This window comes from Yersinia sp. FDAARGOS_228, from assembly GCF_002073315.2.
GTDB classification, from domain to species: domain Bacteria; phylum Pseudomonadota; class Gammaproteobacteria; order Enterobacterales; family Enterobacteriaceae; genus Yersinia; species Yersinia intermedia.
On sequence record NZ_CP020409.2, the window covers coordinates 4,717,742 to 4,740,013 of the forward strand.

Here is a 22,272-nt window from a genome sequence, read left to right on the forward strand (position 1 = left end):
TTCTGCCATCTTCATCATTGCATATCAAATAAGCTGCGCGCGCAGTTTATACCTATAACGCGAGCAAAATGCAAAATGAAAATAGCGCGCAGACCCTAAATAATTCGAGTTGCAGGAAGGCGGCAAGCAAGATAATCCCGATGAGCTTACTGTCGTAAGTGATTCGGGCTATTGAGTGTAGCCAACGCACATGCAGCTTGAAAGATGACGGGTATAACTGTATCAAGCGGTAAATAAACACCATGACAACCAAAGTAAGAAATATCTTGATGCAAAAAGGGCTGGCATTAAGAGTAAAAGCTGACCTAAAATAGACGTCCAGATGTTAATACATCCAAACATTTTAATTGCTAGAATGCTACGTGTGCGACAAATCATGCAAGGCTTCTAAATTTATACGCCCAAAAAACTTGGCGTTGCCTGTAGACAGCAAACGAACCAGCCCGATGAGCTTACCCAGGTAAGTGGCTCGGGAGACTGCTCGCAGCTAACAACTAGGCAGCTTCAAGTACGAATGGGATCGACTGCTAAAGGCTTTGCCTAAAGAGGCGTTGTAAAACGTCAACGTACCAGAAGACCTAACCAAACGTAGGCTTCTGTTGTCTGGCACCCAACGCTATGCAGTGACTTTTCACTTGTATTCAAGGTAAAGAAAATAATGGCTAAACACTTATTTACGTCGGAATCTGTTTCTGAAGGGCATCCAGACAAAATTGCTGATCAGATTTCAGATGCGGTTCTTGACGCGATTCTTGCACAAGATCCGAAAGCGCGTGTTGCCTGCGAGACCTATGTCAAAACGGGTATGGTATTAGTTGGCGGTGAAGTTACCACTAACGCATGGGTAGATATCGAAGAGATCACCCGTAAAACCGTGCGCGAAATCGGTTATGTTAATTCTGAGATGGGTTTTGATGCTAACTCTTGCGCCGTTTTAAGTGCGATTGGGAAGCAATCACCTGATATTAATCAGGGTGTTGACCGTTCAGACCCCTTAGAACAAGGCGCGGGTGATCAGGGCCTGATGTTCGGCTATGCCACTAATGAAACCGACGTTTTAATGCCTGCACCTATTACCTATGCTCACCGTTTGGTAAAGCGTCAGGCTGAAGTGCGTAAAAATGGCACCTTGCCGTGGCTGCGCCCGGATGCAAAAAGCCAGATTACCTTCCAATATGATGACGGCAAGATTGTCGGTATTGATGCGGTTGTTCTGTCAACACAGCATTCAGAAGATATCAGTCTGAAAGATTTACAAGAAGCGGTGATGGAAGAGATTATCAAGCCGGTTCTACCTGTTGAGTGGCTCACCGCAGCCACCAAATATCATATCAACCCGACAGGCCGTTTCGTTATCGGTGGCCCAATGGGCGACTGTGGTCTGACTGGGCGTAAAATCATTGTTGATACCTACGGCGGCATGGCTCGTCATGGTGGTGGGGCATTCTCCGGTAAAGATCCATCCAAAGTTGACCGCTCAGCGGCATATGCTGCCCGTTATGTGGCGAAAAATATCGTTGCGGCTGGCCTGGCTGACCGTTGCGAGATTCAGGTTTCATACGCCATTGGTGTGGCAGAACCCACCTCCATCATGGTGGAAACATTCGGCACGGGTAAGGTCTCTGAGGATCAATTGATTACCTTGGTGCGTGAATTCTTCGAACTGCGCCCTTATGGCTTGATTCAGATGCTGGATCTGTTGCATCCGATCTATCAAGCAACCGCCGCTTATGGTCACTTTGGTCGTGAAGAATTCCCTTGGGAAAAAACCGACAAAGCCGCCTTGCTGCGTGAGGCTGCTGGCTTGAAATAAGTTTCAACCGTTAAGCGTTGAACAGCAAAAACCCCGCCTGGCGGGGTTTTTTTATCACTAACGAGCACGTTCTAATAGGCTAAATATTGCCATCCCCGCCACCATTGCGGCGACAAAGATAACCCCTTTGAACATCCCAGCGCCCAGCAATACCAGCGCCGGCCCAGGGCATATCCCCGCCAATCCCCAACCGGCGCCAAACAACAGGCTACCGCCAATTAACCGCCGATCAATACGATTAGAGGTTGGCAATTGCAAGGGCTGCCCCAGCAAACTGGCTTTACGTTTTTTGGCCCAGGTAAAACCGAGTGTCGCGATAGCCACTGCGGCTGCCATCACCAATGCCAGTGACGGATCCCATAAACCGCCGATGTCGAGAAAACCGAGTACCTTGGCAGGGTTCGTCATACCTGCCACTATCAGGCCCAAACCAAATATCAGCCCGGCCAACAGCGAGAAAAATAGATTCATATTCTGTTCCTAAGCAAAGAGATGGCGAACCAGCCCCACGGTGATAAAGCCGGTAAACATAAAGCTCAATGTCGCCACCAGTGAACGTGGCGAAAAACGTGCTAGCCCACAGACGCCATGCCCACTGGTACATCCGGCACCATAGCGCGTCCCAATTCCTACCAGCAATCCGGCTAAAATCAGAGTGGGCAAACCGGCATCAATTTGGATAGCCGGTAACGCAGTAAACAGCGAATAAACCAAAGGTGAAGTAACCAAACCGATGATGAATGCCAGCCGCCAGCCGCTATCTCCTGCTTTTGGCGGAAGTAAGCCCCCCAAAATGCCACTAATACCAGCAATCCGGCCAGTAGCTAACAATAGAAACGTTACTGCAACACCCAATATTGCCCCTCCGGCCAGTGCACTGTAAGGGGTAAAGTTAATCCAATCGATGGTCATATTGCCTCCTTCTCTTGTGGGCAATAAAGCTGATAAAGCACCTCAAGCAGCGCTAAAACTTTGCTATCGGCAATTGAGTAAAAAATACGTTTACCCTCACGGCGAGTGTTCACTAGCCCATCACTACGCAGCACACCAAGCTGTTGTGATAACGTCGGTTGATGAATCCCCAATGCGGCTTCTAATTCACCGACTGCTTTTTCTCCCTGACTCAATTGACACAGTAAGAGCAAGCGATCCTCATTCGACAGTATGCGTAATACATCACAAGCCGCTGCTGCCGCTTGCCTCATAAGATCCATGCTGATCGTTTGATGGTTATTCATAAGCCCTTCGGATGATCATATTTCATTATATATTTTTATATTATATGTTTTTATATAATAATCTACTAAAAATAGTCCTGCCTACTGGCTTGCATCTGCTTATCGGCCGTTTTATTCTTCGGCGATATGAGTACACAAAGAATCCCAATCGCGTTACAGCAAGCCGTTATGCGCTGCCTGCGCCACAAATTGCAGTTAGCGAATCAGCATCTTGGTACCGCCTATTCGGAGCCGAAAATCAACTACCATCAACGCGGTACTAGCGCGGGTAGTGCTTACCTGCAATCCTTCGAAATTCGCCTTAACCCCGTATTGTTACTGGAAAATCAGCAGGATTTTATCGAGGAGGTCGTCCCGCACGAACTGGCTCACTTACTGGTGTATCGACAATTTGGCCGGGTTGCCCCCCATGGTAAAGAATGGCGCTGGATGATGGAGCAGGTATTGCAAGTCCCTGCCAGCCGCACCCATCAGTTTGAAGTGGCCTCAGTGCGCAGTAAGACCTTCAATTATCAGTGCAAATGCCAGCAACACGCTTTAACCATTCGCCGCCACAATAAAGTGCAACGTGGCGAGAGTGAATATCGCTGCCGCAACTGTGGCGAAAAGCTGCAATTTAGCGCACTAAAAAGTTATTAGGAATTAGCGTTACTTGTTATAAAACAGCATGTTAATTTGCTATCCATCAGTATTATCTATAACCTGCCTGCTTTTCATCATCGGGCTGTTTTGAGATATGTTACGCAATATTCTATTCCTGCTGGTTTTATCCCCCTCGTTGCTTCCTCTGGTCAGTCACAGTCAAAGCATTAATAACTTTTCTCAGGCTAAAGCGGTCGCTGCAAAAATTAATCAGGATGCACCCGGCAGTTTTTACTGCGGATGCAAAATTGATTGGCAAGGCAAAAAAGGTATTCCTGACCTAAAAAGCTGCGGCTATCAACCAAGAAAAAACGCCCAGCGAGCGGCAAGGATTGAGTGGGAGCATGTGGTTCCAGCGTGGCAATTTGGCCACCAGCGCCAATGCTGGCAACAAGGTGGCCGCAAAAACTGCACTAAAGATCCCATCTATCGCCAGATAGAGACCGATTTACACAATCTGCAACCGGCTATTGGCGAAGTGAATGGTGACCGCAGTAACTTCATGTATTCCCAATGGAATGGCGGCCAGGGCCAATACGGCCAGTGTGATATGAAAATCGATTTTAAAAATAAACTGGCAGAGCCGCCAGTACGTGCTCGCGGAGCAATTGCACGCACCTATTTTTATATGCGTGACCAGTATCAACTGCGACTTTCCAGCCAACAAAGCAAGCTATTTGAGGTCTGGAACCGCCAGTATCCCGTCACGGACTGGGAATGCCAGCGTGATGAGCGGGTGGCTAAAGCTCAGGGTAATCATAACCCTTATGTACAACGGGCTTGCCAGCAGCGAAAAGGCTAATCTAGTATACTGGTCAACGTTTTCGTTTCAGGACTCAGAGCAACTCATGCGCATCCCCCGCATTTATCATCCGCAGCCTTTACAGGCAAATACCGAATTGGCGCTCAGTGATGAAGCTGCCAATCATGTAGGCCGTGTACTGCGGATGACTGAAGGCCAAAGCCTGCAATTATTTGATGGCAGCAACCAGGTTTTTGCCGCCGAAATTGTCCGCTCAGATAAAAAAAGCCTGCTGGTTCGGCTTGGTGAAGGGCAATTGGAAGACCGTGAATCACCACTGAACTTACATTTGGGTCAGGTGATTTCCCGTGGCGAGAAAATGGAATTTACGGTGCAAAAATCCATTGAATTGGGTGTCAATGTGATTACTCCGCTGTTTTCTGAACGTTGTGGGGTTAAGCTTGATGGCGAACGTTTAGCGAAGAAACTCCAGCAATGGCAGAAAATTGCTATCGCTGCCTGCGAACAGTGTGGCCGCAATAGGATCCCGGAAATCCGTAGCGCCATGCAACTATCAGACTGGTGTGCTGAGCAGGATGATAGCCTGAAACTGAACCTGCATCCGCGCGCCAGCAACAGCATCAATACCCTTCCCCCTACACTCAACAACGTGCGTTTGTTGATTGGCCCGGAGGGCGGCCTCTCTGCCGATGAAATTGCCATGACCTCGCGCCTTGGATTTACTGATATCCTGCTAGGTCCGCGAGTTCTACGTACCGAAACTACAGCGCTTACCGCAATCACTGCTTTACAGGTGCGGTTTGGTGATCTGGGATAAAATTCGTTCCCACTAGGAGAGAAGAATGATCAAGCTCGGCATCGTAATGGACCCAATCTCGTCCATTAATATCAAGAAAGACTCCAGCTTCGCCATGCTGTTGGAAGCACAGCGCCGTGGTTGGGAACTGCATTACATGGAGATGGGCGACCTGTACTTACAGGGCGGTGAAGGCAGAGCCAGTACCCGTCTACTCAGCGTAAAACAGGATAAAGAGAGTTGGTTCAATTTCGGCGCTGAACAGGATATCCCCCTGCACGACCTTGATGTCATCCTGATGCGCAAAGATCCGCCGTTTGATACTGAATTCATCTATGCCACCTATATTCTCGAACGCGCAGAAGATAAGGGCACACTGGTCGTGAACAAGCCGCAGAGCCTGCGTGACTGTAATGAGAAGTTGTTTACCGCCTGGTTCCCTGAATTAACCCCGGATACCCTGGTCAGCCGCGATAAAGACCGCATTCGTAAATTCCATCAAAAACACGGTGATATCATTCTGAAACCACTGGATGGAATGGGAGGGACCTCAATCTTCCGTGTGAAACAAGATGATCCTAACCTGTCGGTGATTATTGAAACGCTGACCGAATTGGGCAGCCGATTCTGCATGGCGCAGAACTTCCTGCCCGCCATTAAAGAAGGCGATAAACGGGTCTTGGTGGTTGACGGCGAGCCGGTACCTTACTGCCTGGCACGTATCCCGGCTCAAGGTGAAACCCGTGGTAATCTGGCGGCCGGCGGCCGAGGCGAAGCTCGTCCACTTAGTGAGAGCGACTGGGCCATTGCCCGCGCTGTCGCACCGGTACTGAAGCAAAAAGGCTTAATTTTTGTCGGATTGGATATTATCGGCGATCGTCTGACTGAAATTAACGTCACCAGTCCGACCTGCATCCGCGAAATTGAAGCTGCCTTCCCGGATGTGTCCATCACCAAAATGCTGATGGATGCAATTGAAGTGCGGTTAGCTAATAAATAAACCGGATACCCCGCCCAAAGTCATTGGAGTTGCAGGTAGGCGGCAAGAGAGTAACAAATTGGTCGGGAACCGATTTGAACAGCAGTTATGCTAGCCCGCAGGGTGAGCCTCAAGGATGAGGCTCATTAATCCCGATGAGCTTACTCAAGTAAGTGATTCGGGTGCGTGAACGCAGCCAACACCCCTGCGGCTTCAAGGGTGAAGGATCCTCCCCAAAGTCATTGGCGTTGCAGGTAGGCGGCAAGAGAGTAAATCCCGATGAGCTTACGCAGTCAAGTGATTCGGGTGCGTGAACGCAGCCAACACCCCTGCGGCTTCAAGGGTGAAGGATCCTCCCCAAAGTCATTGGAGTTGCAGGTAGGCGGCAAGAGAGTAAATCCCGATGAGCTTACTCAAGTAAGTGATTCGGGTGCGTGAACGCAGCCAACACCCCTGCGGCTTCAAGGACGAAGGGGATCCGTGACTTTATTGGCATTTATCCGCATACTGACAAAAGTTCACCCCTTAACTCAGCGAATCCCCTATATAACATAATGAATTTACAGCATCATTTTCTTATCGCTATGCCTTCACTTCAGGACCCTCAATTTATGCGCTCGGTTATTTACATCTGCGAGCATAACCAAGAGGGCGCAATGGGTTTGGTGATAAACAAGCCTATGGAGCAGTTCACAGTAGAAACCGTGCTGAAAAAACTAAAAATCAATCCTTCACCACGAGACCCGGCGATACGTCTGGATAAACCGGTATTAGCCGGTGGGCCATTGGCAGAGGATCGGGGTTTTATCCTGCATTCACCCCGTGAAGGTTTCGGCTCCAGTATTCCTATCTCACCCGATACGATGATAACCACCTCCAAAGATGTACTGGAGACGCTAGGGACACCAGAACAACCTAAAAATTTACTGGTGGCATTGGGTTATGCAGGCTGGCAACAGGGGCAGCTAGAACAGGAATTGCTGGACAACGCCTGGTTGACGATTGAGGCTGACACTAACATTCTGTTCCACACGCCAATTGCTGAACGCTGGCAGGCTGCAGCCAACAAGTTGGGTATCAATATCTTTAATATTGCTCCGCAAGCAGGACACGCTTAATGGCTAATCGTACAATTGTTGCCTTTGATTTTGGGACTAAAAGTATCGGCGTAGCCATTGGACAAGAAGTGACCGGCACTGCCCGCGCGCTAACGTCATTTAAAGCGCAAGATGGCACACCAGACTGGCAGAAAGTCGAAAAACTGCTGAAAGAGTGGCAACCTGATTTAGTTGTCGTCGGGCTGCCGCTGAATATGGATGGCACCGAGCAACCCCTAACCGCGCGCGCGCGTAGATTTGCCAACCGCTTACATGGCCGCTTTGGTGTACAAATAGCCTTACAGGATGAACGCCTCAGCACAGTAGAAGCTCGCGCCAACTTGTTCGACAGTGGTGGTTACCGTGCGTTGGATAAAGGCAGTGTCGATGCCGCCTCTGCGGTCATTATTCTGGAAAGTTGGTTTGATGAACAGGCGGGTTGAATCGGATTTTATTCAGCTTCGGTTACTGTTCTGCATATTGTGTTTCCACCGTCTGGTTTGACAATCCCCCGCATATCGTGACACCTGCGCCCACAGGATTGTATACTGAACCTATGCCAATCAGCGGCTCAAAATATTGCACACCCCATGCGGGTGTTTTTTACATTTATTGAGGTTTTCTCATGACAAAAGTGACTGTTGCTGCGACTCAAATGGCTTGCTCTTGGGACCTGCCTAAGAACATTGAAAATGCTGAGAAACTGGTGCGTCAAGCGCACGCCAAAGGCGCACAGATCATCCTGATTCAGGAGCTGTTTGCCGCACCTTATTTCTGTATTGATCAAAGCCCGGAACACTATGCACTGGCCCAAGAGCTGGATAATAGCCCGTTAATTAAGCACTTCGCCAAACTGGCCGCCGAGCTGGAAGTGGTGTTACCGCTGAGCTTCTTTGAGAAAGCCAACAACGCTTATTATAACTCGCTGGTTATGATTGATGCTGATGGCTCAGTGCTGGATGTGTATCGTAAAACCCATATCCCTAACGGCCCGGCTTATCAGGAAAAACAATTCTTTATTCCGGGCGATACCGGTTTTAAAGTCTGGCAAACTCGTTATGCCAAAGTTGGCGTCGGCATCTGTTGGGATCAATGGTTCCCAGAAACGGCCCGTAGTCTGGCACTGCTTGGTGCGGAAATTATCTTCTACCCGACCGCAATTGGCTCCGAACCGGCCTATCCTGAAATCGATAGCCAACCACACTGGACCCGAGTGCAGCAGGGCCACGCCGCTGCAAACCTGGTACCCGTAATTGCGTCTAACCGTATCGGTACCGAGAAAAGTAAATTTATAGCGGGCCTGGAAATGACCTTCTACGGATCTTCGTTCATTGCTGACCAAACTGGCGCTCTGCTGGCTCAGGCTAACAAAACAGACGAAGCTGTTTTGGTGCATGAGTTTGATTTGCAAGAGATTGCGGCACAGCGCGCTTCATGGGGCTTGTTCCGCGATCGCCGCCCGGAAATGTATCAGGCTTTAGCGACTTCTGACGGCAAGACCCGGAGATAATTTATGTCTGCACAAGACGCGATGTTACAAGTTTCAGCTTCACAAGCCCTACCCGGCACACCGCAACAGGATGGCTTCTTTATGCCTGCCGAATGGGCAAAGCAGGATGCGGTCTGGATGTTGTGGCCATATCGTCAAGATAACTGGCGTGGCAAGGGTGCTCCCGCTCAGCAGACGTTTGCCAAAGTCGCTGCGGCCATCAGCGGCACAACCCCCGTATTTATGGGCGTGCCCGCCGAATTTATGGCTCAGGCTAAAGCAACCCTGCCAGCTAACGTAACACTGGTCGAAATGGCCAGTGATGATGCCTGGATGCGTGACACCGGCCCGACAATGGTGATTAACGGTAGCGGTGAACGCCGTGCGGTGGATTGGCAATTCAACGCATGGGGCGGCCTTAACGGTGGCCTGTATGCCAACTGGCAACAAGATGAGAAAGTTGCCGTTCAGGTAAGTGACTTCCTGCATAATGCCCATTACAGCGCCCCTCTGGTATTAGAAGGTGGGTCGATTCACACCGATGGTGAAGGTACTCTGCTAACCACCGCTGAATGTTTACTGAATCCAAACCGCAATCCGCATCTGAATCAAGCGCAGATTGAACAGTTATTGCGTGAATACCTGGGTGTTACACACTTCATCTGGTTGCAAGATGGCGTTTATAACGATGAAACTGATGGTCATATCGACAATATGTGCTGCTTTGTTCGCCCAGGTGAAGTTGCTCTACATTGGACCGACGATCAACAGGATCCACAGTACGCACGATCAGTTGCTGCTTTTGATGTGTTATCCAACGCGGTTGATGCCAAAGGCCGCAAGCTAAAAATCTGGAAACTACCCGCTCCCGGCCCGCTGTATAACACCGAAGAAGAGACTTTCGACGTGCTATCCAGCGATGCAGTTCCGCGTACTGCAGGTGAACGACTGGCTGGCTCTTACGTCAACTTTTTGATCAGTAACCAACAAATTATTTACCCGTTGTTGGATGAGCGCACCGATGGGCTGGCGCAAGATCTGTTGCAAAAGATGTTCCCAGACTTTGCCATTACCGGTGTTCCCGCCCGAGAGATCCTGCTCGGTGGGGGGAATATTCACTGTATTACTCAGCAGATCCCTTCAGCATAATTACCCTTCGTACTTGGAGCCGTGGCGGTGTTAGCGGCTCTATCTTAATTGACTAATATGATGCTCAGCCAATACGCCCTGTTCCTCCCGCTGTGCCATCCCTTGCTCAAAAGTTTGCATCCCCCATTGCGCACCAGCTTGTATCACATTCGCTAGCTGATAGGTTTTACCTTCGCGAATCAAATGACTGACTGCCGTGGTTTGTGTCAGGATCTCGAATACAGCTATGCGCCCACCGCCCACCTTATGGCACAATTTTTGTGCGATAACGGCACGCAAACTGGCTGCCAATTGTGCCTGAATAGTGGCTTTCTCTGCCGCAGGGAAAACATCTACCAACCGATCAATTGCCTGTGTTGCAGTGCGAGTATGTAACGTAGCCAGCACCAAATGCCCCGTTTCAGCGGCGGTTAGGGCTAAACGAATCGTATCCAGATCACGTAACTCACCCAACAAAATAATATCGGGATCCTGACGCAGCGCCCCAGTTAAGGCATGACTAAAAGATGGGGTATGGCTCCCCAGTTCCCGCTGCTGGATCAAACATGAAAGGCTGCTATGGACAAACTCAATCGGATCTTCAAGCGTAATGATATGACGCGCCTGATGCTGATTGATGGCACTAATCATCGCGCTTAATGTCGTGGACTTGCCACTGCCCGTTGCACCGGTAACCAGAATCAACCCATTCTCTTGCTCAATGAGTTGGTGAATAATCGGTGGGACATCCAATTCCTCCAGTGATGGGCAAGCCGCAGAGATAATACGAAAAGCTACCGATTGCCCCTGCTGCTGCTGAAAAATATTAGCCCGTAGCCTTTGCCCGGTAACTGTTGTGTAAGCGCAGTCCACCTGCCCCATTTGCCACAATCGACGATATTGCTCCTCACTTAATAAATGCCGACAGAACTTATTGAGCCAGTTGGCACTCACCCGTGGCCAATGCGTGAAGGTTTTCAGTGCACCATCGATACGTAATACCGGATGATAACCGGTACAAAGGTGCAGATCCGATGCGTTATGATTTACACTAGCCGCCACCTTATTTGCGAAGTCCTGTTCGTCAAAGACATCATCGGTATGTTCAGGACTTTCTAAATCAATGCATTTAGCTGTGCCACCGCTAAATACAGGGTTATCCAGGTCGGTGTCTTTATCATCCAGACCGGTGAAATCCATATCAAACTCCTGGGTCCATATGAGCACAATTGAGCAGAATCTACAGGATGTCAGAGCGCGGATCGCAACAGTTGCACACAATTGCGCACGCTCTCCACAAGAAGTGACATTGCTTGCAGTCAGTAAAACCAAACCTGTGAGCGCTATCGAAGAAGCCATCGCGGCTGGGCAATATGCTTTTGGCGAAAACTATGTGCAGGAAGGGGTCGATAAAATCCACTATTTTGCCAATAACGCCCATAGTACCGATCTTGAATGGCACTTTATTGGCCCGCTGCAATCCAATAAAAGCCGGTTAGTGGCAGAAAATTTTGCCTGGTGCCATACCGTCGATCGGCTAAAGATAGCCCAGCGCCTAAGCACTCAGCGCCCGGCAGCGATGGCCGCGCTGAATATACTGATTCAGGTCAATATCAGTGATGAGCAAAGTAAGTCAGGGATTGCCTTAACAGAGCTACCCGCATTAGCAGCCAGTATTAGCGAACTGCCTAACCTGAGCTTAAGGGGGTTGATGGCTATTCCTGCACCGGAAAGCGATTACCAGCGGCAACTGGCTGTATTTGAACAAATGAATCAGGCTTTCTTGACTTTAAAAGCCAGCTACCCTCAGATGGATACGCTTTCTATGGGCATGACAGATGATATGGCGGCCGCTATTAGTGCCGGAAGTACATTAGTGCGTATTGGTACTGCCATTTTTGGTACCCGCGCTTAACCCCCAAAGTCATTGGCGTCAGAGCCGCTAATGTTAATTAACACCTTCGGGCTGCGGCTTTAAGTACCAAGGGCATAGGAGAAATTGATGCAACATCGCAACATAACATTCATTGGCGCTGGCAATATGGCACGCGCAATTATCGCGGGTTTGGTTGCCGGTGGTTATCCCGCTAAAATGATCAGCGTTTGCGCGCCTTCCGCTAAAAATCGTGATGCTCTGGCCGCTGAATTTGGTGTCATCAGTAGTGATGATAATAACTCTCAGGCACAAAAAGCCGGGGTGGTCGTTTTAGCGGTTAAACCGCAATTAATGGCCGATGTATGCCAGGCATTGCGAAACAATGTCGATTTCACTGACAAACTGGTACTTTCCATTGCTGCGGGTGTTCAGGTCTCACGTTTCTATGCGCTCTTGGGGGATAAACTCAATTTGGTGCGTATTATGCCTAATACCCCATCGCTGGTGGGTAAAGGGATGAGCGGCCTATATGCACCGGAGCAGGTTTCGCAAAACGATCGCAACTTTACCGCTTCGCTGATGAAGGCAGTGGGTAAAGTCTGTTGGGTGAATGACGAGGACGACATTAACAACGTTATTGCTGCAGCAGGCAGTGCACCAGCCTATTTCTTCCTGTTTATGGAAGCAATGCAACAGGAAGCCGAACGGTTAGGTTTTGATAGTGAAACTGCACGTCTGCTGGTACAACAAGCCGCCTCTGGAGCGACTGCACTCGTGGAAGCGAACCCGCAATTGCCACTCTCGGCGCTGCGGGAGCAGGTAACCTCGAAAGGAGGGACTACAGCCGAGGCAATTAGGGTATTTAACGAGCAGCATTTATCCGCAACTGTTGCCAGCGCCATGCAAGCCGCTATCAAACGAGCGAAAGAAATGGAAAAGCTGTTCTAACCACGACAAAATTTACAAAATCCGACACTACCCTTATTGCTTTCTCGTTAAGATAGGGGTGTATAAAGTACGTGATAGAATCTCTATTTGCGTATATCCAAAATTAAGGATAAGGACTAAAGCAACTCATGCTAACGCTGACTTTTTTGGCCAAAACGGTCATTGACCTGTATGTGATGGTACTGCTGTTGCGTATCTGGATGCAGTGGGTTCACGGCGATTTCTACAACCCATTCTCACAATTTGTGGTGAAAATCACCCAGCCGATTGTTGGCCCACTGCGTCGGATTATTCCTTCAATGGGGCCAATCGACAGCGCATCACTGCTGCTGGCATACTTGCTGATGACCATCAAGTTCCCACTGTTGCTGCTGATTGGTAGCGGTGCAATCTCACTCAACCCTTATAATCTGCTGTTTGGTGTTATAGCACTGTTTAAAGCTGCGGGTTACCTGATTTTCTGGGTGATGATTATCCGTGCATTGATGAGTTGGGTGAGTCAGGGCCGCAGTCCGATGGACTATCTGCTGTATCAGTTGACTGAGCCTTTAATGGCTCCGATTCGCCGCATCTTACCGGCCATGGGTGGTATCGATTTTTCGGCGATGATCGTTATTCTTATCCTGTATCTGATCAACTTCTTAGGTATGGATATGCTAGGCGAGCTTTGGGTTATGTTGTGAGTGCAGTAACACCCTTGCTGGACGGGCTGGTTTTGAGGCTATATATTCAGCCCAAAGCCAGCCGTGATCAGATAGTCGGGTTACATGGCGATGAACTAAAAGTCGCCATTACCGCCCCGCCCGTAGATGGTCAAGCTAATACCCATTTGATCAAGTTTATCGCTAAACAATTTCGGGTAGCCAAAAGTCAGGTAGTTATTGAAAAAGGTGAACTGGGGCGGCACAAACAGATCAAAATTGTTAACCCGCAACAGATCCCACCAGAAGTTGCGGCACTGCTCGAGTGATGGGACTTCCCGCAAGAATAACTGTCAGCTCTAATAAAATTCAGGATCCCCTCCATGCAAAAAATAGTATTAGCCACCGGTAACCCCGGCAAAGTGCGTGAGTTGGCAAATTTGCTGGCCGATTTTGGTTTGGATGTCGTCGCACAAACCGAACTAGGCGTAGAATCCGCCGATGAAACTGGCTTAACTTTTATCGAAAATGCCATATTAAAAGCGCGCCATGCCGCACAAATTACCGGTTTACCGGCTATCGCAGATGACTCAGGCCTTGCTGTTGATGCGCTAGGTGGCGCGCCAGGAATTTACTCCGCACGCTTCGCGGGTACTGATGCCAGTGATCAAGATAACCTCGAAAAACTGCTAGTGGCGTTGAAAGATGTCCCCGATGCAAAACGCAGCGCCCAATTCCACTGCGTGCTGGTTTACATGCGCCATGCAGAAGACCCAACACCTTTAGTATTTCACGGCCAATGGCCGGGTGTGATTGCCCATCAACCTGCTGGTGCGGCTGGATTTGGTTATGATCCTATTTTCTACATCCCGGCGTTGAGTAAAACCGCCGCAGAATTAACTCGTGAAGAGAAGCACGCAGTCTCACACCGTGGTCAGGCGCTGAAACTGATGTTGGATGCACTACGTAATGCTTAAGTTACCGCCGCTCAGTCTCTATATTCATATTCCCTGGTGTGTGCAGAAGTGCCCTTACTGTGACTTTAACTCTCATGCACTGAAAGGTGATGTTCCTCATCAGGAATATGTAGAACACTTATTAGCGGATCTTGATGCCGACGTACCACTGACCAGTGGTCGTGAAATCAGCACTATTTTTATTGGTGGGGGCACCCCGAGTTTACTCAGCGCCGCAGCGATGCAACAACTGCTTGATGGTGTGCGTGCCAGACTCCCCCTTGCAGCCGATGCTGAAATCACCATGGAAGCAAACCCAGGCGCGGTCGAGGCTGACCGCTTCAGCGGCTATCAACGCGCCGGTATTAACCGTATCTCCATCGGCGTACAAAGCTTTAGCGCACAGAAATTAACGCGTCTTGGGCGGATTCATGGGCCAGATGAAGCTAAACGAGCCGCGGAGCTGGCAACCTCACTGAATTTACGTAGTTTTAATCTGGATTTAATGCATGGCTTGCCTGATCAAACATTGGAAGAGGCGCTGGACGATTTGCGCCAAGCTATCGCACTGAATCCGCCGCATTTATCTTGGTATCAACTGACGATTGAGCCTAATACTGGTTTCAGTTCACGCCCGCCGGTTCTGCCAGATGACGATGCACTATGGGATATTTTCCAGCAGGGGCATCAATTACTTACTGCTGCCGGATATCAGCAATATGAAACCTCGGCTTATGCCAAACCGGGCTACCAGTGTCAACATAACCTCAATTACTGGCGTTTTGGTGATTATCTGGGCATTGGTTGCGGGGCGCACGGTAAAGTCACTTTTAGCGATGGCCGTATCTTACGGACGATAAAAACCAAACATCCTCGTGGCTTTATGCAGGGTAAATATCTGGATAAACAGTATGAAGTGGAAACGGCTGACCGGCCTTTTGAGTTCTTTATGAACCGTTTCCGGTTATTAGAAGCCGCACCGCGTGCAGATTTCTACCACTTCACTGGTCTGGCTGAAAGCACCATTCGCCCACAGTTAGACGAGGCATTGGCCAAAGGATATTTAATCGAAACAGAGGAGTACTGGCAGATTACCGAGAAAGGAAAATTATTCCTTAACTCACTGCTAGAACTGTTTTTGTAAACTTGATGCGTAAAAAAGCAGGTTCAGGTGAAGCCCACAACCTGAACCTGCTTTAGCTCCCCCCTGCGGCTTCAAGTTCAAGGAGGATTTAGTTCAGCGCCTTAAGTAAATCCTTACGCTGCTGTTCCAGTGTCGTCACCCGCCCACAGACTTCATGGCCAAACTGCTGGAACTCCTGTTCCTGATTGTTCCATTCGTTCTGAATAGCCTGTTGTAACCCACCCAGATTGCCCATAATCGCTTGCAACGGATTATTACCGCCACTACCACTGGTCGCCTGCTTAACCCCCATCTCGTTCAAGCTATCTTGCAACACACCGCCCATACTTTGCTGCACTAACTGGCGACCATCTTTTTCTACTTGATCGATGGCCTGATGATGGAAGGTTAAACCATCGCTACGTTTCTCAATGATACGGTTCATCTGTTGCTTGAGTTGATCATTCAATGTGGTGAGCCGGTTACGCACATTACTGCTGCTCCCCAATTGCTGAACAATCACTTTATCCAAAGAAACTCGTGCTTTTTCAAGATGCTGCTGCGCGCCCTGATCTATCCACGGCAAATCTTTGCGCAATGCAGTCTGGTAACGGAACGCCTGTTGGCGCTGCGCATCAGTCAGCGTCAGTGTTTTACCATTACGGGTAACATCGCCATCCGGCGAAATCTGCAAATTACCGCTGGCCCCCACTATCCGCACAGATTGCGGGCTGATGATCACATCATCCTGCGGTTTTACACTGCACTGATATTCAGCTTGCACCTGTCCAGCAGTCAGCATCAATACCGCCAGAGCTGCCGTTCGTAATGCGTTCATTTTATGTAACATAAGACTCCTGAAGCGCTGTTTTAAAAAATGGAGCGGCCAATCCGCTGTGCCAATAGCTCTAAGGCAGCAGTTCCGGCAAGAGAGTTCCCCGCATGGTCCAATTCTGGTGACCACACCGCAATACACAACTCATCCGGCACTATAGCGATAATGCCGCCACCTACCCCTGATTTGCCCGGCATACCAACGCGGAAGGCAAATTCGCCCGCCCCATCGTACATGCCACTGGTAATCATCAAGGCATTAATTTGCCGTGCCTGTATCGGCGTAATCAGCGGGCTATGCCCACCAATACTGCGCCCCTGGTTTGCCAGATAGACAAAACAGCGAGCCAGTTCGACACAGCTCATACGCAGAGCGCAGTAGTGAAAATAGGTCTGAAGCACCGTCAGTACATCGTTATCAAAATTATCAAAAGACTTCATCAGATAAGCGATAGCCGCGTTGCGATCTGAATGTTCGAACTCAGAGCGGGCCACTCGAGGATCATAGCTGATGCTATCATCGCTCACGAGTTGGCGCACCACTTCCAACATCCGCTGCTTCGGCGCACTCAAGCGACTTTGTAACATATCGCATACCACCAGCGCCCCTGGATTAATAAAAGGATTGCGTGGTTTACCTTTTTCTAACTCTAGCTGAACCAATGAGTTAAAGGGTTGGCCGGAGGGTTCTTTGCCCACCCGCTGCCACACCTCTTGCTCACCGTAACGGGATAATGCCAGAGTCAGACTTAACACTTTCGAAATCGATTGGATAGAGAAGCGCTCATCAGCATCCCCAGCTTGAAAAATCTCGCCATCCAACGTACACACAGCAATACCCAGCTTATCTGCCGAGACCTCTGCCAACGCTGGAATATAATCAGCAACCTTCCCCTGACCAATCAGCGGGCGAACCTGCTGCAAGATGTCTGCCAGCAAGGCATTATTTAAGATTGTTGCTACCTCTAAAATTTTTGCCAAAAAGATGCTCCCAATAGAACCCAGTAACAGTTTCCACTAGCCGTGCCCGATAAAAACAAAGGCGCCTGCTTAGGCGCCCTTATTAATTATCTGCCGTTAAACTGGAAGATCAATCCCACCAGATATCAAACAGCTCACTGGTTTCTACATTTTTCAACTTACGAGCTTCCAGCCATTTAGTAACCAACGCACGGTGCTCATCAGTGCAATGACCGATCTCTTGCAGGCAAATCAGACCTTCCCACTGCAAATAGCCACTACCATCAAATGCCAGACCATTTGCTTCAATGACTTCATCGATAAAAGCATCGACAGTTTCATCAATTACATCAACACCAGTCCCTTCAGGGAAGGACCATTGTACGGAAAAACCCAATTCCTGAAACTCGCCGATATGCATCTTCTTGCGTAAACGACGACTGCGATTGTTAGCCATTATTCTTTCCTCTCAAACATTAGATCCCAAACGCCATGTCCCAGACGCTGGCCACGTAATTCAAACTTTGTCAGCGGACGCGAATCCGGACGAGGAACATAATCATTCTGTTCTGAAAGGTTGCGGTATCCGTTTACACCTGACATCACTTCCAGCATATGTTCCGCATAATGTTGCCAGTCGGTCGCCATATGGAACACGCCACCCACTTTTAATTTACTTCTCACCAATTCAACAAAAGGCGTCTGGACGATACGACGCTTATTATGGCGTGCTTTGTGCCATGGGTCAGGGAAGAATAGCTGTACCATATCCAGTGAAGCATCTGGAATCATATTTTCCAGCACTTCAACTGCATCATGGCACATGATCCGCAAGTTGCTTAGCCCAGCCTCGTGAGCAGACCCCAAACAAGCACCAACTCCCGGAGAATGTACTTCTATTCCCAGAAAATTCTGCTGTGGATTACTGGCAGCCATAGTCACCAGTGAAGTCCCCATCCCGAAACCAATTTCCAGTACCACCGGAGCTTCGCGGCCAAACAAGGTGTTTATGTCAACCGGCGTTGCCTGATATTCCACGCCCATCACCGGCCAGTAGCTATCTAGCGCCAGTTGTTGACCTTTGGTCAGCCGCCCCTGACGACGGACAAAACTACGAATACGGCGCATGACTCGGCCGTTTTCATCAAATTCCGGGGATATGACGTCATTTATCATGGTGCTTTCTGTCTGTTGATTGCGTATGTGAACGCGCATTATGCAAAGATACGGTAGTTTATCAACTCTGGGCGTCATAAGTACAAAATTAAGCAGTAAATAACGTAGATATAACCAAAGTGGCCGATTCAAGTCAGTGATTCGGGTGCGGATTCGAGTGGGTGAGTGCCGCTAACACAGTTGTAGATTCAAGTACGAAGGGGGTTTACAGGGTGAGAACTCTATGCTGCAATCCAGCCCTAATTCATTACCTGCCGGATATTGGTACCAACTTATGATGCAAGCGCAACAATTCGCGCACGAGGTACTTGAGTGGTACCAACGCTTTGGCCGTAAAACCTTGCCGTGGCAATTGGATAAAACACCTTATCAGGTATGGTTATCAGAAGTGATGTTGCAACAGACTCAGGTTGCGACCGTCATTCCCTATTTTCAACGCTTTATGTTGCGCTTCCCTGATATCCGCGCGCTGGCAGCGGCACCGTTGGATGAAGTTCTGCATTTATGGACCGGGCTGGGTTACTACGCCCGTGCCAGAAATCTGCATAAAGCCGCCCAAACGGTTGTTGAATGCCATCAAGGCGAGTTCCCTACTACCTTTGACGAGATTCTCGCATTGCCGGGGATTGGGCGCTCCACCGCAGGGGCTATTTTGTCGCTCTCGTTAGGCAAACATTTTCCTATTTTAGATGGTAACGTTAAACGAGTGCTGGCCCGTTGTTACGCGGTTGAGGGATGGCCCGGTAAAAAAGAAGTCGAAGGTCACCTGTGGCAAATCAGTGAAGATGTTACGCCAGCCCAAGGTGTAGGTCAGTTTAATCAGGCGATGATGGATTTAGGTGCCACCGTTTGCACTCGTTCTAAACCCAAGTGTGAGCTTTGCCCACTAAATACCGGTTGTATGGCTTATGCTAATCACAGTTGGGCACGCTACCCTGGCAAAAAACCCAAGCAGACATTGCCAGAGAAAACAGCTTACTTTTTGTTGATGCAAAACGGCTCGCAGGTATGGCTCGAACAGCGGCCCCCAGTAGGTCTATGGGGTGGGCTGTTCTGCTTCCCACAATTTGCTGAACAAGCCGAACTGGAGCGTTGGTTGCAGCAACAGAGTATTGCCAGCAGCGGCTTGCAGCAGTTAACTGCTTTTCGTCATACCTTCAGTCACTTCCATCTGGATATTGTCCCGATGTGGTTGAATGCGGCATCATCCCGCGGATGCATGGATGATGGTGCAGGTCTCTGGTATAACTTAGCACAACCACCCGCAGTAGGATTGGCTGCCCCAGTTGAACGTTTATTACATCAGTTGGCAAAACAGCCGAGTAACCAACATAGCTAACCCCCCTGCAACTTCAAGTATGAAGGGTATAGCAACATAGAAGAGGATTTAGCATGAGCAGAACGATTTTTTGCACTTTTTTAAAAACAGATGCTGAGGGGCAGGATTTTCAGCTCTATCCAGGTGAAATCGGCAAACGTATCTATAACGAAATATCAAAAGAGGCTTGGTCACAATGGATAACCAAGCAAACCATGCTGATTAACGAGAAAAAACTGAGCATGATGAATGTGGAAGACCGAAAACTGCTAGAGCAGGAGATGGTTAACTTCCTGTTCGAAGGGCAGGATGTTCATATTGAAGGTTATACTCCACCGAGTAAGTAACCACACGGGGTCTGCGCTGGCCCCGCTGTTATGCCTCATCAAGATATGGCTTGTAAGATGAAGAAAATTTTAGCTTTGTTGGTAATTGCACCATTGTTAGTGTCTTGCTCAGGCAATAAGAATCAAACAGAAAACGAAGCCTATGTCAAAGACACCAACGGTTTTGAGATTTTAATGGGCCAATTTGCTCATAACATTGAAAATATTTGGGGATTAAAAGAAGTCTTAATCGCGGGGCCAAAAGATTACGTTAAGTATACGGATCAATATCAAACCCGCAGCCATATCAACTTCGATGCCGGTACGATTACGGTTGAAACCATTGCCACGACAGATCCGGCGGCTCACTTGCGTCAGGCCATTATCACCACACTTTTAATGGGTGATGATCCCGGCTCTATCGACCTCTATTCGGATGTTAACGATATTCAGATCAGTAAAGAACCGTTCCTCTATGGGCAGGTGCTAGATAACAATGGTCAGCCGATCCGCTGGGAATGGCGTGCGGCCCATTTTGCTGATTACCTGCTACAAACCAGAATGCAAAAACGCACTTCCGGCCTGCATGTTATCTGGTCGGTCACCTTGCAATTGGTTCCTAACCATCTGGATCAACGCGCCCATAAATACCTACCACTGGTGCGCCAATCAGCGGAGCGTTATGGCGTCGAAGAGTCATTGATCTTGGCAATTATGCAAACAGAATCTAGCTTCAACCCATATGCGGTCAGCGGCTCTGATGCGTTGGGCCTGATGCAAGTTGTGCAGCATACTGCCGGGCGAGATGTGTTCAAAATGAAAGGTAAAAGTGGCCAACCAAGCCGTAGCTATCTGTTTGATCCAGAAAATAATATTGATGCAGGTACTGCATATCTGTCAATTCTGCAAAATACCTATTTAGGCGGAATTCAGAATGCCACCTCACGGCGTTATGCTGTTATTACCTCTTATAACGGCGGTGCAGGTAGCGTATTGCGGGTATTCTCCAGCGATAAGATCCAGGCAGTGAATATTATTAACAATATGGCGCCTGGAGATGTATTCCAAACGCTGACCACTAAACACCCTTCTGGTGAATCTCGCCGTTATCTGGTGAAAGTGAACAGCGCGCAGAAGAGCTATCGCCGCCACTAATTTTGTTGATAGTGGATTTTATAGCCAAAGAAATTGGCGTTGCAGGTAGCTGGCAAATCATCTGCAACGTCAATTCTTAAGGACAATTGGAATAGCACAGCTAACCCCTGTGCCATTTTTATATCTAAAGTGTGATCGCCTGACAAAAGTGCACATTTGAATAACAACCATTCGCAATAAAATGTTTATAGTATGGATAATCATTCTATCTCTACTATCGGCAGATTGAGCAAATGGACTTTGGACTTACCCTGTTTGAAATGGTGGTAATCTTCTCCACTATGGTCATCGCTTATATAATCTTTGGTATTACAGGTTTTGGTTCTGCATTAATTGCCAGCCCGATATTGGCGCTATTTATTCCTGTCGCTAAGATTGTCCCATTATTGGCAATTGTCGATATGTTCGCAGCCATTACCAATGTGGCCCGCCATAGCCGTCATGCCGACCTTGCTGAACTTAAGCGATTAGTCCCACTAATGATTATTGGTAGTCTGATCGGCGCGACGTTACTGCTACGTACTCGCCCCGATATTTTGCTACTGGCGCTCGGCATATTTGTTATTTTCTATGCCATTTATGCCCTCAGCCGGCGTAAACCACAAGGGCAATTCAAACCTGTTGCAGCCATTCCTTTTGGCTTGATTGGCGGTGTCTTCAGTGCGTTGTTTGGCAGTGGCGGATTTATCTATGCTATTTATTTATCTGGCAGGATAGCTAGCAAAGATAATTTACGGATCACCCAGACCACGCTTATCGGCCTAAGTACCCTCACGCGAGTTATTTTATTTACGCTGGCAGGGGTCTATATGGATCTATCTATTTTATGGATGGTGCTACTGCTGGTGCCGGGGATGCTAGTTGGTTTGGCTATCGCCAATAAAATCAGTTTAGGGATAAGCCGCGACCAGCTTATTCGATTAATAAATATCCTATTGCTGATTTCCGGTACAGTTTTAGTCGCGCGCTATTTAGGTTACTGATATTCCTAATTTGTAATGATTTTTTGTTAGA

At 48.6% G+C, this 22,272-nt stretch carries 27 protein-coding genes; 19 read left to right on the forward strand and 8 right to left on the reverse strand.

Going from position 1 to position 22,272, the window contains the following annotated elements; translation table 11 throughout:
• Nucleotides 1–658 precede the first annotated feature (658 nt).
• Nucleotides 659–1,813 (forward strand): methionine adenosyltransferase, encoded by a 1,155-nt coding sequence (metK, locus tag A6J67_RS22085; protein WP_005192816.1) that lies wholly within the window; start codon nucleotides 659–661, stop codon nucleotides 1,811–1,813.
• Nucleotides 1,814–1,870: 57 nt separating this feature from the next.
• On the opposite strand, the gene A6J67_RS22090 is transcribed toward metK, so the two are convergent.
• The 3 genes from A6J67_RS22090 to A6J67_RS22100 are packed head-to-tail and all read right to left on the reverse strand — an operon-like array spanning nucleotide 1,871 to nucleotide 3,051.
• Entirely contained in the window at nucleotides 1,871–2,284 is a 414-nt protein-coding gene (locus A6J67_RS22090) for a DUF6691 family protein (protein ID WP_050297293.1), read from the reverse strand.
• A gap of 9 nt (nucleotides 2,285–2,293) precedes the next feature.
• Nucleotides 2,294–2,725: a YeeE/YedE family protein gene (locus tag A6J67_RS22095; RefSeq protein ID WP_032907973.1), complete on the reverse strand. Its 432-nt coding sequence runs from the start codon at nucleotides 2,723–2,725 to the stop codon at nucleotides 2,294–2,296.
• Nucleotides 2,722–3,051: an ArsR/SmtB family transcription factor gene (locus A6J67_RS22100; RefSeq protein WP_032907974.1), complete on the reverse strand. Its 330-nt coding sequence runs from the start codon at nucleotides 3,049–3,051 to the stop codon at nucleotides 2,722–2,724. Before A6J67_RS22100 ends, A6J67_RS22095 begins: the two co-directional genes overlap by 4 nt.
• Nucleotides 3,052–3,177: 126 nt before the next feature.
• On the opposite strand from A6J67_RS22100, the gene A6J67_RS22105 reads away from it, so the two are divergent.
• The 8 genes from A6J67_RS22105 (at nucleotide 3,178) to aguA (ending at nucleotide 9,966) form a co-directional block, all read left to right on the forward strand.
• Nucleotides 3,178–3,690: a SprT family zinc-dependent metalloprotease gene (locus A6J67_RS22105; protein ID WP_050073576.1), complete on the forward strand. Its 513-nt coding sequence runs from the start codon at nucleotides 3,178–3,180 to the stop codon at nucleotides 3,688–3,690.
• Nucleotides 3,691–3,787: 97 nt separating this feature from the next.
• Nucleotides 3,788–4,495 (forward strand): deoxyribonuclease I, encoded by a 708-nt coding sequence (endA, locus tag A6J67_RS22110; RefSeq protein ID WP_005192825.1) that lies wholly within the window; start codon nucleotides 3,788–3,790, stop codon nucleotides 4,493–4,495.
• Nucleotides 4,496–4,541: 46 nt separating this feature from the next.
• Nucleotides 4,542–5,273: a 16S rRNA (uracil(1498)-N(3))-methyltransferase gene (gene rsmE, locus A6J67_RS22115; protein ID WP_005192827.1), complete on the forward strand. Its 732-nt coding sequence runs from the start codon at nucleotides 4,542–4,544 to the stop codon at nucleotides 5,271–5,273.
• A 25-nt stretch (nucleotides 5,274–5,298) separates the two neighbouring features.
• The gene (gene gshB / locus A6J67_RS22120) at nucleotides 5,299–6,252 is read left to right on the forward strand and encodes a glutathione synthase (RefSeq protein ID WP_005192828.1); all 954 of its coding nucleotides are present in this window, start codon (nucleotides 5,299–5,301) and stop codon (nucleotides 6,250–6,252) included.
• 533 nt (nucleotides 6,253–6,785) lie between these two features.
• Complete coding sequence (locus A6J67_RS22125) at nucleotides 6,786–7,349, forward strand: YqgE/AlgH family protein (protein ID WP_005192513.1); 564 nt, start codon at nucleotides 6,786–6,788, stop codon at nucleotides 7,347–7,349.
• Nucleotides 7,349–7,771, forward strand: a complete 423-nt coding sequence (ruvX, locus tag A6J67_RS22130) for a Holliday junction resolvase RuvX (protein ID WP_005157116.1) — start codon at nucleotides 7,349–7,351, stop codon at nucleotides 7,769–7,771. Before A6J67_RS22125 ends, ruvX begins: the two co-directional genes overlap by 1 nt.
• A gap of 182 nt (nucleotides 7,772–7,953) precedes the next feature.
• Nucleotides 7,954–8,838 (forward strand): N-carbamoylputrescine amidase, encoded by an 885-nt coding sequence (aguB, locus tag A6J67_RS22135; RefSeq protein ID WP_005192514.1) that lies wholly within the window; start codon nucleotides 7,954–7,956, stop codon nucleotides 8,836–8,838.
• Nucleotides 8,839–8,841: 3 nt separating this feature from the next.
• Entirely contained in the window at nucleotides 8,842–9,966 is a 1,125-nt protein-coding gene (aguA, locus tag A6J67_RS22140) for an agmatine deiminase (RefSeq protein WP_050297292.1), read from the forward strand.
• Between the two features lie 39 nt (nucleotides 9,967–10,005).
• Here the strand turns inward: aguA and A6J67_RS22145 are convergent, their stop codons facing one another.
• A complete protein-coding gene (locus A6J67_RS22145; RefSeq protein ID WP_050297291.1) occupies nucleotides 10,006–11,145 on the reverse strand; it encodes a type IV pilus twitching motility protein PilT in 1,140 nt (379 codons plus the stop codon).
• A 19-nt stretch (nucleotides 11,146–11,164) separates the two neighbouring features.
• On the opposite strand from A6J67_RS22145, the gene A6J67_RS22150 reads away from it, so the two are divergent.
• The 6 genes from A6J67_RS22150 to hemW all read left to right on the forward strand — a co-directional run bounded on the left by A6J67_RS22150 (nucleotide 11,165) and on the right by hemW (nucleotide 15,510).
• Nucleotides 11,165–11,860: a YggS family pyridoxal phosphate-dependent enzyme gene (locus A6J67_RS22150; RefSeq protein WP_050073573.1), complete on the forward strand. Its 696-nt coding sequence runs from the start codon at nucleotides 11,165–11,167 to the stop codon at nucleotides 11,858–11,860.
• An 87-nt stretch (nucleotides 11,861–11,947) separates the two neighbouring features.
• Nucleotides 11,948–12,769, forward strand: coding sequence for a pyrroline-5-carboxylate reductase (proC, locus tag A6J67_RS22155; protein ID WP_050073572.1), 822 nt, complete (start codon nucleotides 11,948–11,950; stop codon nucleotides 12,767–12,769).
• A gap of 128 nt (nucleotides 12,770–12,897) precedes the next feature.
• A complete protein-coding gene (locus tag A6J67_RS22160; RefSeq protein WP_080608431.1) occupies nucleotides 12,898–13,452 on the forward strand; it encodes a YggT family protein in 555 nt (184 codons plus the stop codon).
• A complete protein-coding gene (gene yggU, locus A6J67_RS22165; RefSeq protein ID WP_032907933.1) occupies nucleotides 13,449–13,739 on the forward strand; it encodes a DUF167 family protein YggU in 291 nt (96 codons plus the stop codon). Before A6J67_RS22160 ends, yggU begins: the two co-directional genes overlap by 4 nt.
• Nucleotides 13,740–13,793: 54 nt before the next feature.
• Complete coding sequence (locus A6J67_RS22170) at nucleotides 13,794–14,387, forward strand: XTP/dITP diphosphatase (protein WP_005192535.1); 594 nt, start codon at nucleotides 13,794–13,796, stop codon at nucleotides 14,385–14,387.
• On the forward strand, nucleotides 14,380–15,510 hold the full coding sequence (gene hemW, locus A6J67_RS22175; RefSeq protein WP_042569182.1) for a radical SAM family heme chaperone HemW: 1,131 nt from the start codon (nucleotides 14,380–14,382) through the stop codon (nucleotides 15,508–15,510). The genes A6J67_RS22170 and hemW overlap by 8 nt, the downstream gene beginning before the upstream one ends.
• Before the next feature lie 88 nt (nucleotides 15,511–15,598).
• On the opposite strand, the gene A6J67_RS22180 is transcribed toward hemW, so the two are convergent.
• From A6J67_RS22180 to trmB, 4 genes are all read right to left on the reverse strand, one after another.
• Nucleotides 15,599–16,339, reverse strand: coding sequence for a DUF2884 domain-containing protein (locus A6J67_RS22180; RefSeq protein WP_050089092.1), 741 nt, complete (start codon nucleotides 16,337–16,339; stop codon nucleotides 15,599–15,601).
• 20 nt (nucleotides 16,340–16,359) lie between these two features.
• The gene (gene glsB / locus A6J67_RS22185; protein WP_005192553.1) at nucleotides 16,360–17,304 is read right to left on the reverse strand and encodes a glutaminase B; all 945 of its coding nucleotides are present in this window, start codon (nucleotides 17,302–17,304) and stop codon (nucleotides 16,360–16,362) included.
• Between the two features lie 109 nt (nucleotides 17,305–17,413).
• The gene (locus A6J67_RS22190; protein WP_032907936.1) at nucleotides 17,414–17,740 is read right to left on the reverse strand and encodes a YggL family protein; all 327 of its coding nucleotides are present in this window, start codon (nucleotides 17,738–17,740) and stop codon (nucleotides 17,414–17,416) included.
• Entirely contained in the window at nucleotides 17,740–18,459 is a 720-nt protein-coding gene (trmB, locus tag A6J67_RS22195) for a tRNA (guanosine(46)-N7)-methyltransferase TrmB (RefSeq protein ID WP_005192556.1), read from the reverse strand. The genes A6J67_RS22190 and trmB overlap by 1 nt, the downstream gene beginning before the upstream one ends.
• 223 nt (nucleotides 18,460–18,682) lie before the next feature.
• Here trmB and mutY point away from each other — a divergent pair, with 223 nt between their 5' ends.
• The 4 genes from mutY (at nucleotide 18,683) to A6J67_RS22215 (ending at nucleotide 22,241) form a co-directional block, all read left to right on the forward strand.
• Nucleotides 18,683–19,798 carry an A/G-specific adenine glycosylase gene (gene mutY, locus A6J67_RS22200; protein ID WP_050297290.1) on the forward strand — a complete coding sequence of 372 codons (1,116 nt, stop codon included), beginning with the start codon at nucleotides 18,683–18,685 and terminating at the stop codon, nucleotides 19,796–19,798.
• A gap of 53 nt (nucleotides 19,799–19,851) precedes the next feature.
• Nucleotides 19,852–20,124, forward strand: coding sequence for an oxidative damage protection protein (locus A6J67_RS22205; RefSeq protein ID WP_005192570.1), 273 nt, complete (start codon nucleotides 19,852–19,854; stop codon nucleotides 20,122–20,124).
• A 57-nt stretch (nucleotides 20,125–20,181) separates the two neighbouring features.
• Nucleotides 20,182–21,258 (forward strand): membrane-bound lytic murein transglycosylase MltC, encoded by a 1,077-nt coding sequence (mltC, locus tag A6J67_RS22210; RefSeq protein ID WP_032907938.1) that lies wholly within the window; start codon nucleotides 20,182–20,184, stop codon nucleotides 21,256–21,258.
• A 233-nt stretch (nucleotides 21,259–21,491) separates the two neighbouring features.
• Nucleotides 21,492–22,241 carry a sulfite exporter TauE/SafE family protein gene (locus tag A6J67_RS22215; protein WP_042569178.1) on the forward strand — a complete coding sequence of 250 codons (750 nt, stop codon included), beginning with the start codon at nucleotides 21,492–21,494 and terminating at the stop codon, nucleotides 22,239–22,241.
• Nucleotides 22,242–22,272: the final 31 nt, after the last annotated feature.

Bases quoted from the DNA above. Each gene is read 5' to 3' on its own strand.
- metK (WP_005192816.1), top strand. From the start codon at position 659: ATGGCTAAACACTTATTTACGTCGGAATCTGTTTCTGAAGGGCATCCA.
- A6J67_RS22090 (WP_050297293.1), bottom strand. From the start codon at position 2,284: ATGAATCTATTTTTCTCGCTGTTGGCCGGGCTGATATTTGGTTTGGGC.
- A6J67_RS22095 (WP_032907973.1), bottom strand. From the start codon at position 2,725: ATGACCATCGATTGGATTAACTTTACCCCTTACAGTGCACTGGCCGGA.
- A6J67_RS22100 (WP_032907974.1), bottom strand. From the start codon at position 3,051: ATGAATAACCATCAAACGATCAGCATGGATCTTATGAGGCAAGCGGCA.
- A6J67_RS22105 (WP_050073576.1), top strand. From the start codon at position 3,178: ATGAGTACACAAAGAATCCCAATCGCGTTACAGCAAGCCGTTATGCGC.
- endA (WP_005192825.1), top strand. From the start codon at position 3,788: ATGTTACGCAATATTCTATTCCTGCTGGTTTTATCCCCCTCGTTGCTT.
- rsmE (WP_005192827.1), top strand. From the start codon at position 4,542: ATGCGCATCCCCCGCATTTATCATCCGCAGCCTTTACAGGCAAATACC.
- gshB (WP_005192828.1), top strand. From the start codon at position 5,299: ATGATCAAGCTCGGCATCGTAATGGACCCAATCTCGTCCATTAATATC.
- A6J67_RS22125 (WP_005192513.1), top strand. From the start codon at position 6,786: ATGAATTTACAGCATCATTTTCTTATCGCTATGCCTTCACTTCAGGAC.
- ruvX (WP_005157116.1), top strand. From the start codon at position 7,349: ATGGCTAATCGTACAATTGTTGCCTTTGATTTTGGGACTAAAAGTATC.
- aguB (WP_005192514.1), top strand. From the start codon at position 7,954: ATGACAAAAGTGACTGTTGCTGCGACTCAAATGGCTTGCTCTTGGGAC.
- aguA (WP_050297292.1), top strand. From the start codon at position 8,842: ATGTCTGCACAAGACGCGATGTTACAAGTTTCAGCTTCACAAGCCCTA.
- A6J67_RS22145 (WP_050297291.1), bottom strand. From the start codon at position 11,145: ATGGATTTCACCGGTCTGGATGATAAAGACACCGACCTGGATAACCCT.
- A6J67_RS22150 (WP_050073573.1), top strand. From the start codon at position 11,165: ATGAGCACAATTGAGCAGAATCTACAGGATGTCAGAGCGCGGATCGCA.
- proC (WP_050073572.1), top strand. From the start codon at position 11,948: ATGCAACATCGCAACATAACATTCATTGGCGCTGGCAATATGGCACGC.
- A6J67_RS22160 (WP_080608431.1), top strand. From the start codon at position 12,898: ATGCTAACGCTGACTTTTTTGGCCAAAACGGTCATTGACCTGTATGTG.
- A6J67_RS22170 (WP_005192535.1), top strand. From the start codon at position 13,794: ATGCAAAAAATAGTATTAGCCACCGGTAACCCCGGCAAAGTGCGTGAG.
- hemW (WP_042569182.1), top strand. From the start codon at position 14,380: ATGCTTAAGTTACCGCCGCTCAGTCTCTATATTCATATTCCCTGGTGT.
- A6J67_RS22180 (WP_050089092.1), bottom strand. From the start codon at position 16,339: ATGTTACATAAAATGAACGCATTACGAACGGCAGCTCTGGCGGTATTG.
- A6J67_RS22190 (WP_032907936.1), bottom strand. From the start codon at position 17,740: ATGGCTAACAATCGCAGTCGTCGTTTACGCAAGAAGATGCATATCGGC.
- trmB (WP_005192556.1), bottom strand. From the start codon at position 18,459: ATGATAAATGACGTCATATCCCCGGAATTTGATGAAAACGGCCGAGTC.
- mutY (WP_050297290.1), top strand. From the start codon at position 18,683: ATGCTGCAATCCAGCCCTAATTCATTACCTGCCGGATATTGGTACCAA.
- A6J67_RS22205 (WP_005192570.1), top strand. From the start codon at position 19,852: ATGAGCAGAACGATTTTTTGCACTTTTTTAAAAACAGATGCTGAGGGG.
- mltC (WP_032907938.1), top strand. From the start codon at position 20,182: ATGAAGAAAATTTTAGCTTTGTTGGTAATTGCACCATTGTTAGTGTCT.
- A6J67_RS22215 (WP_042569178.1), top strand. From the start codon at position 21,492: ATGGACTTTGGACTTACCCTGTTTGAAATGGTGGTAATCTTCTCCACT.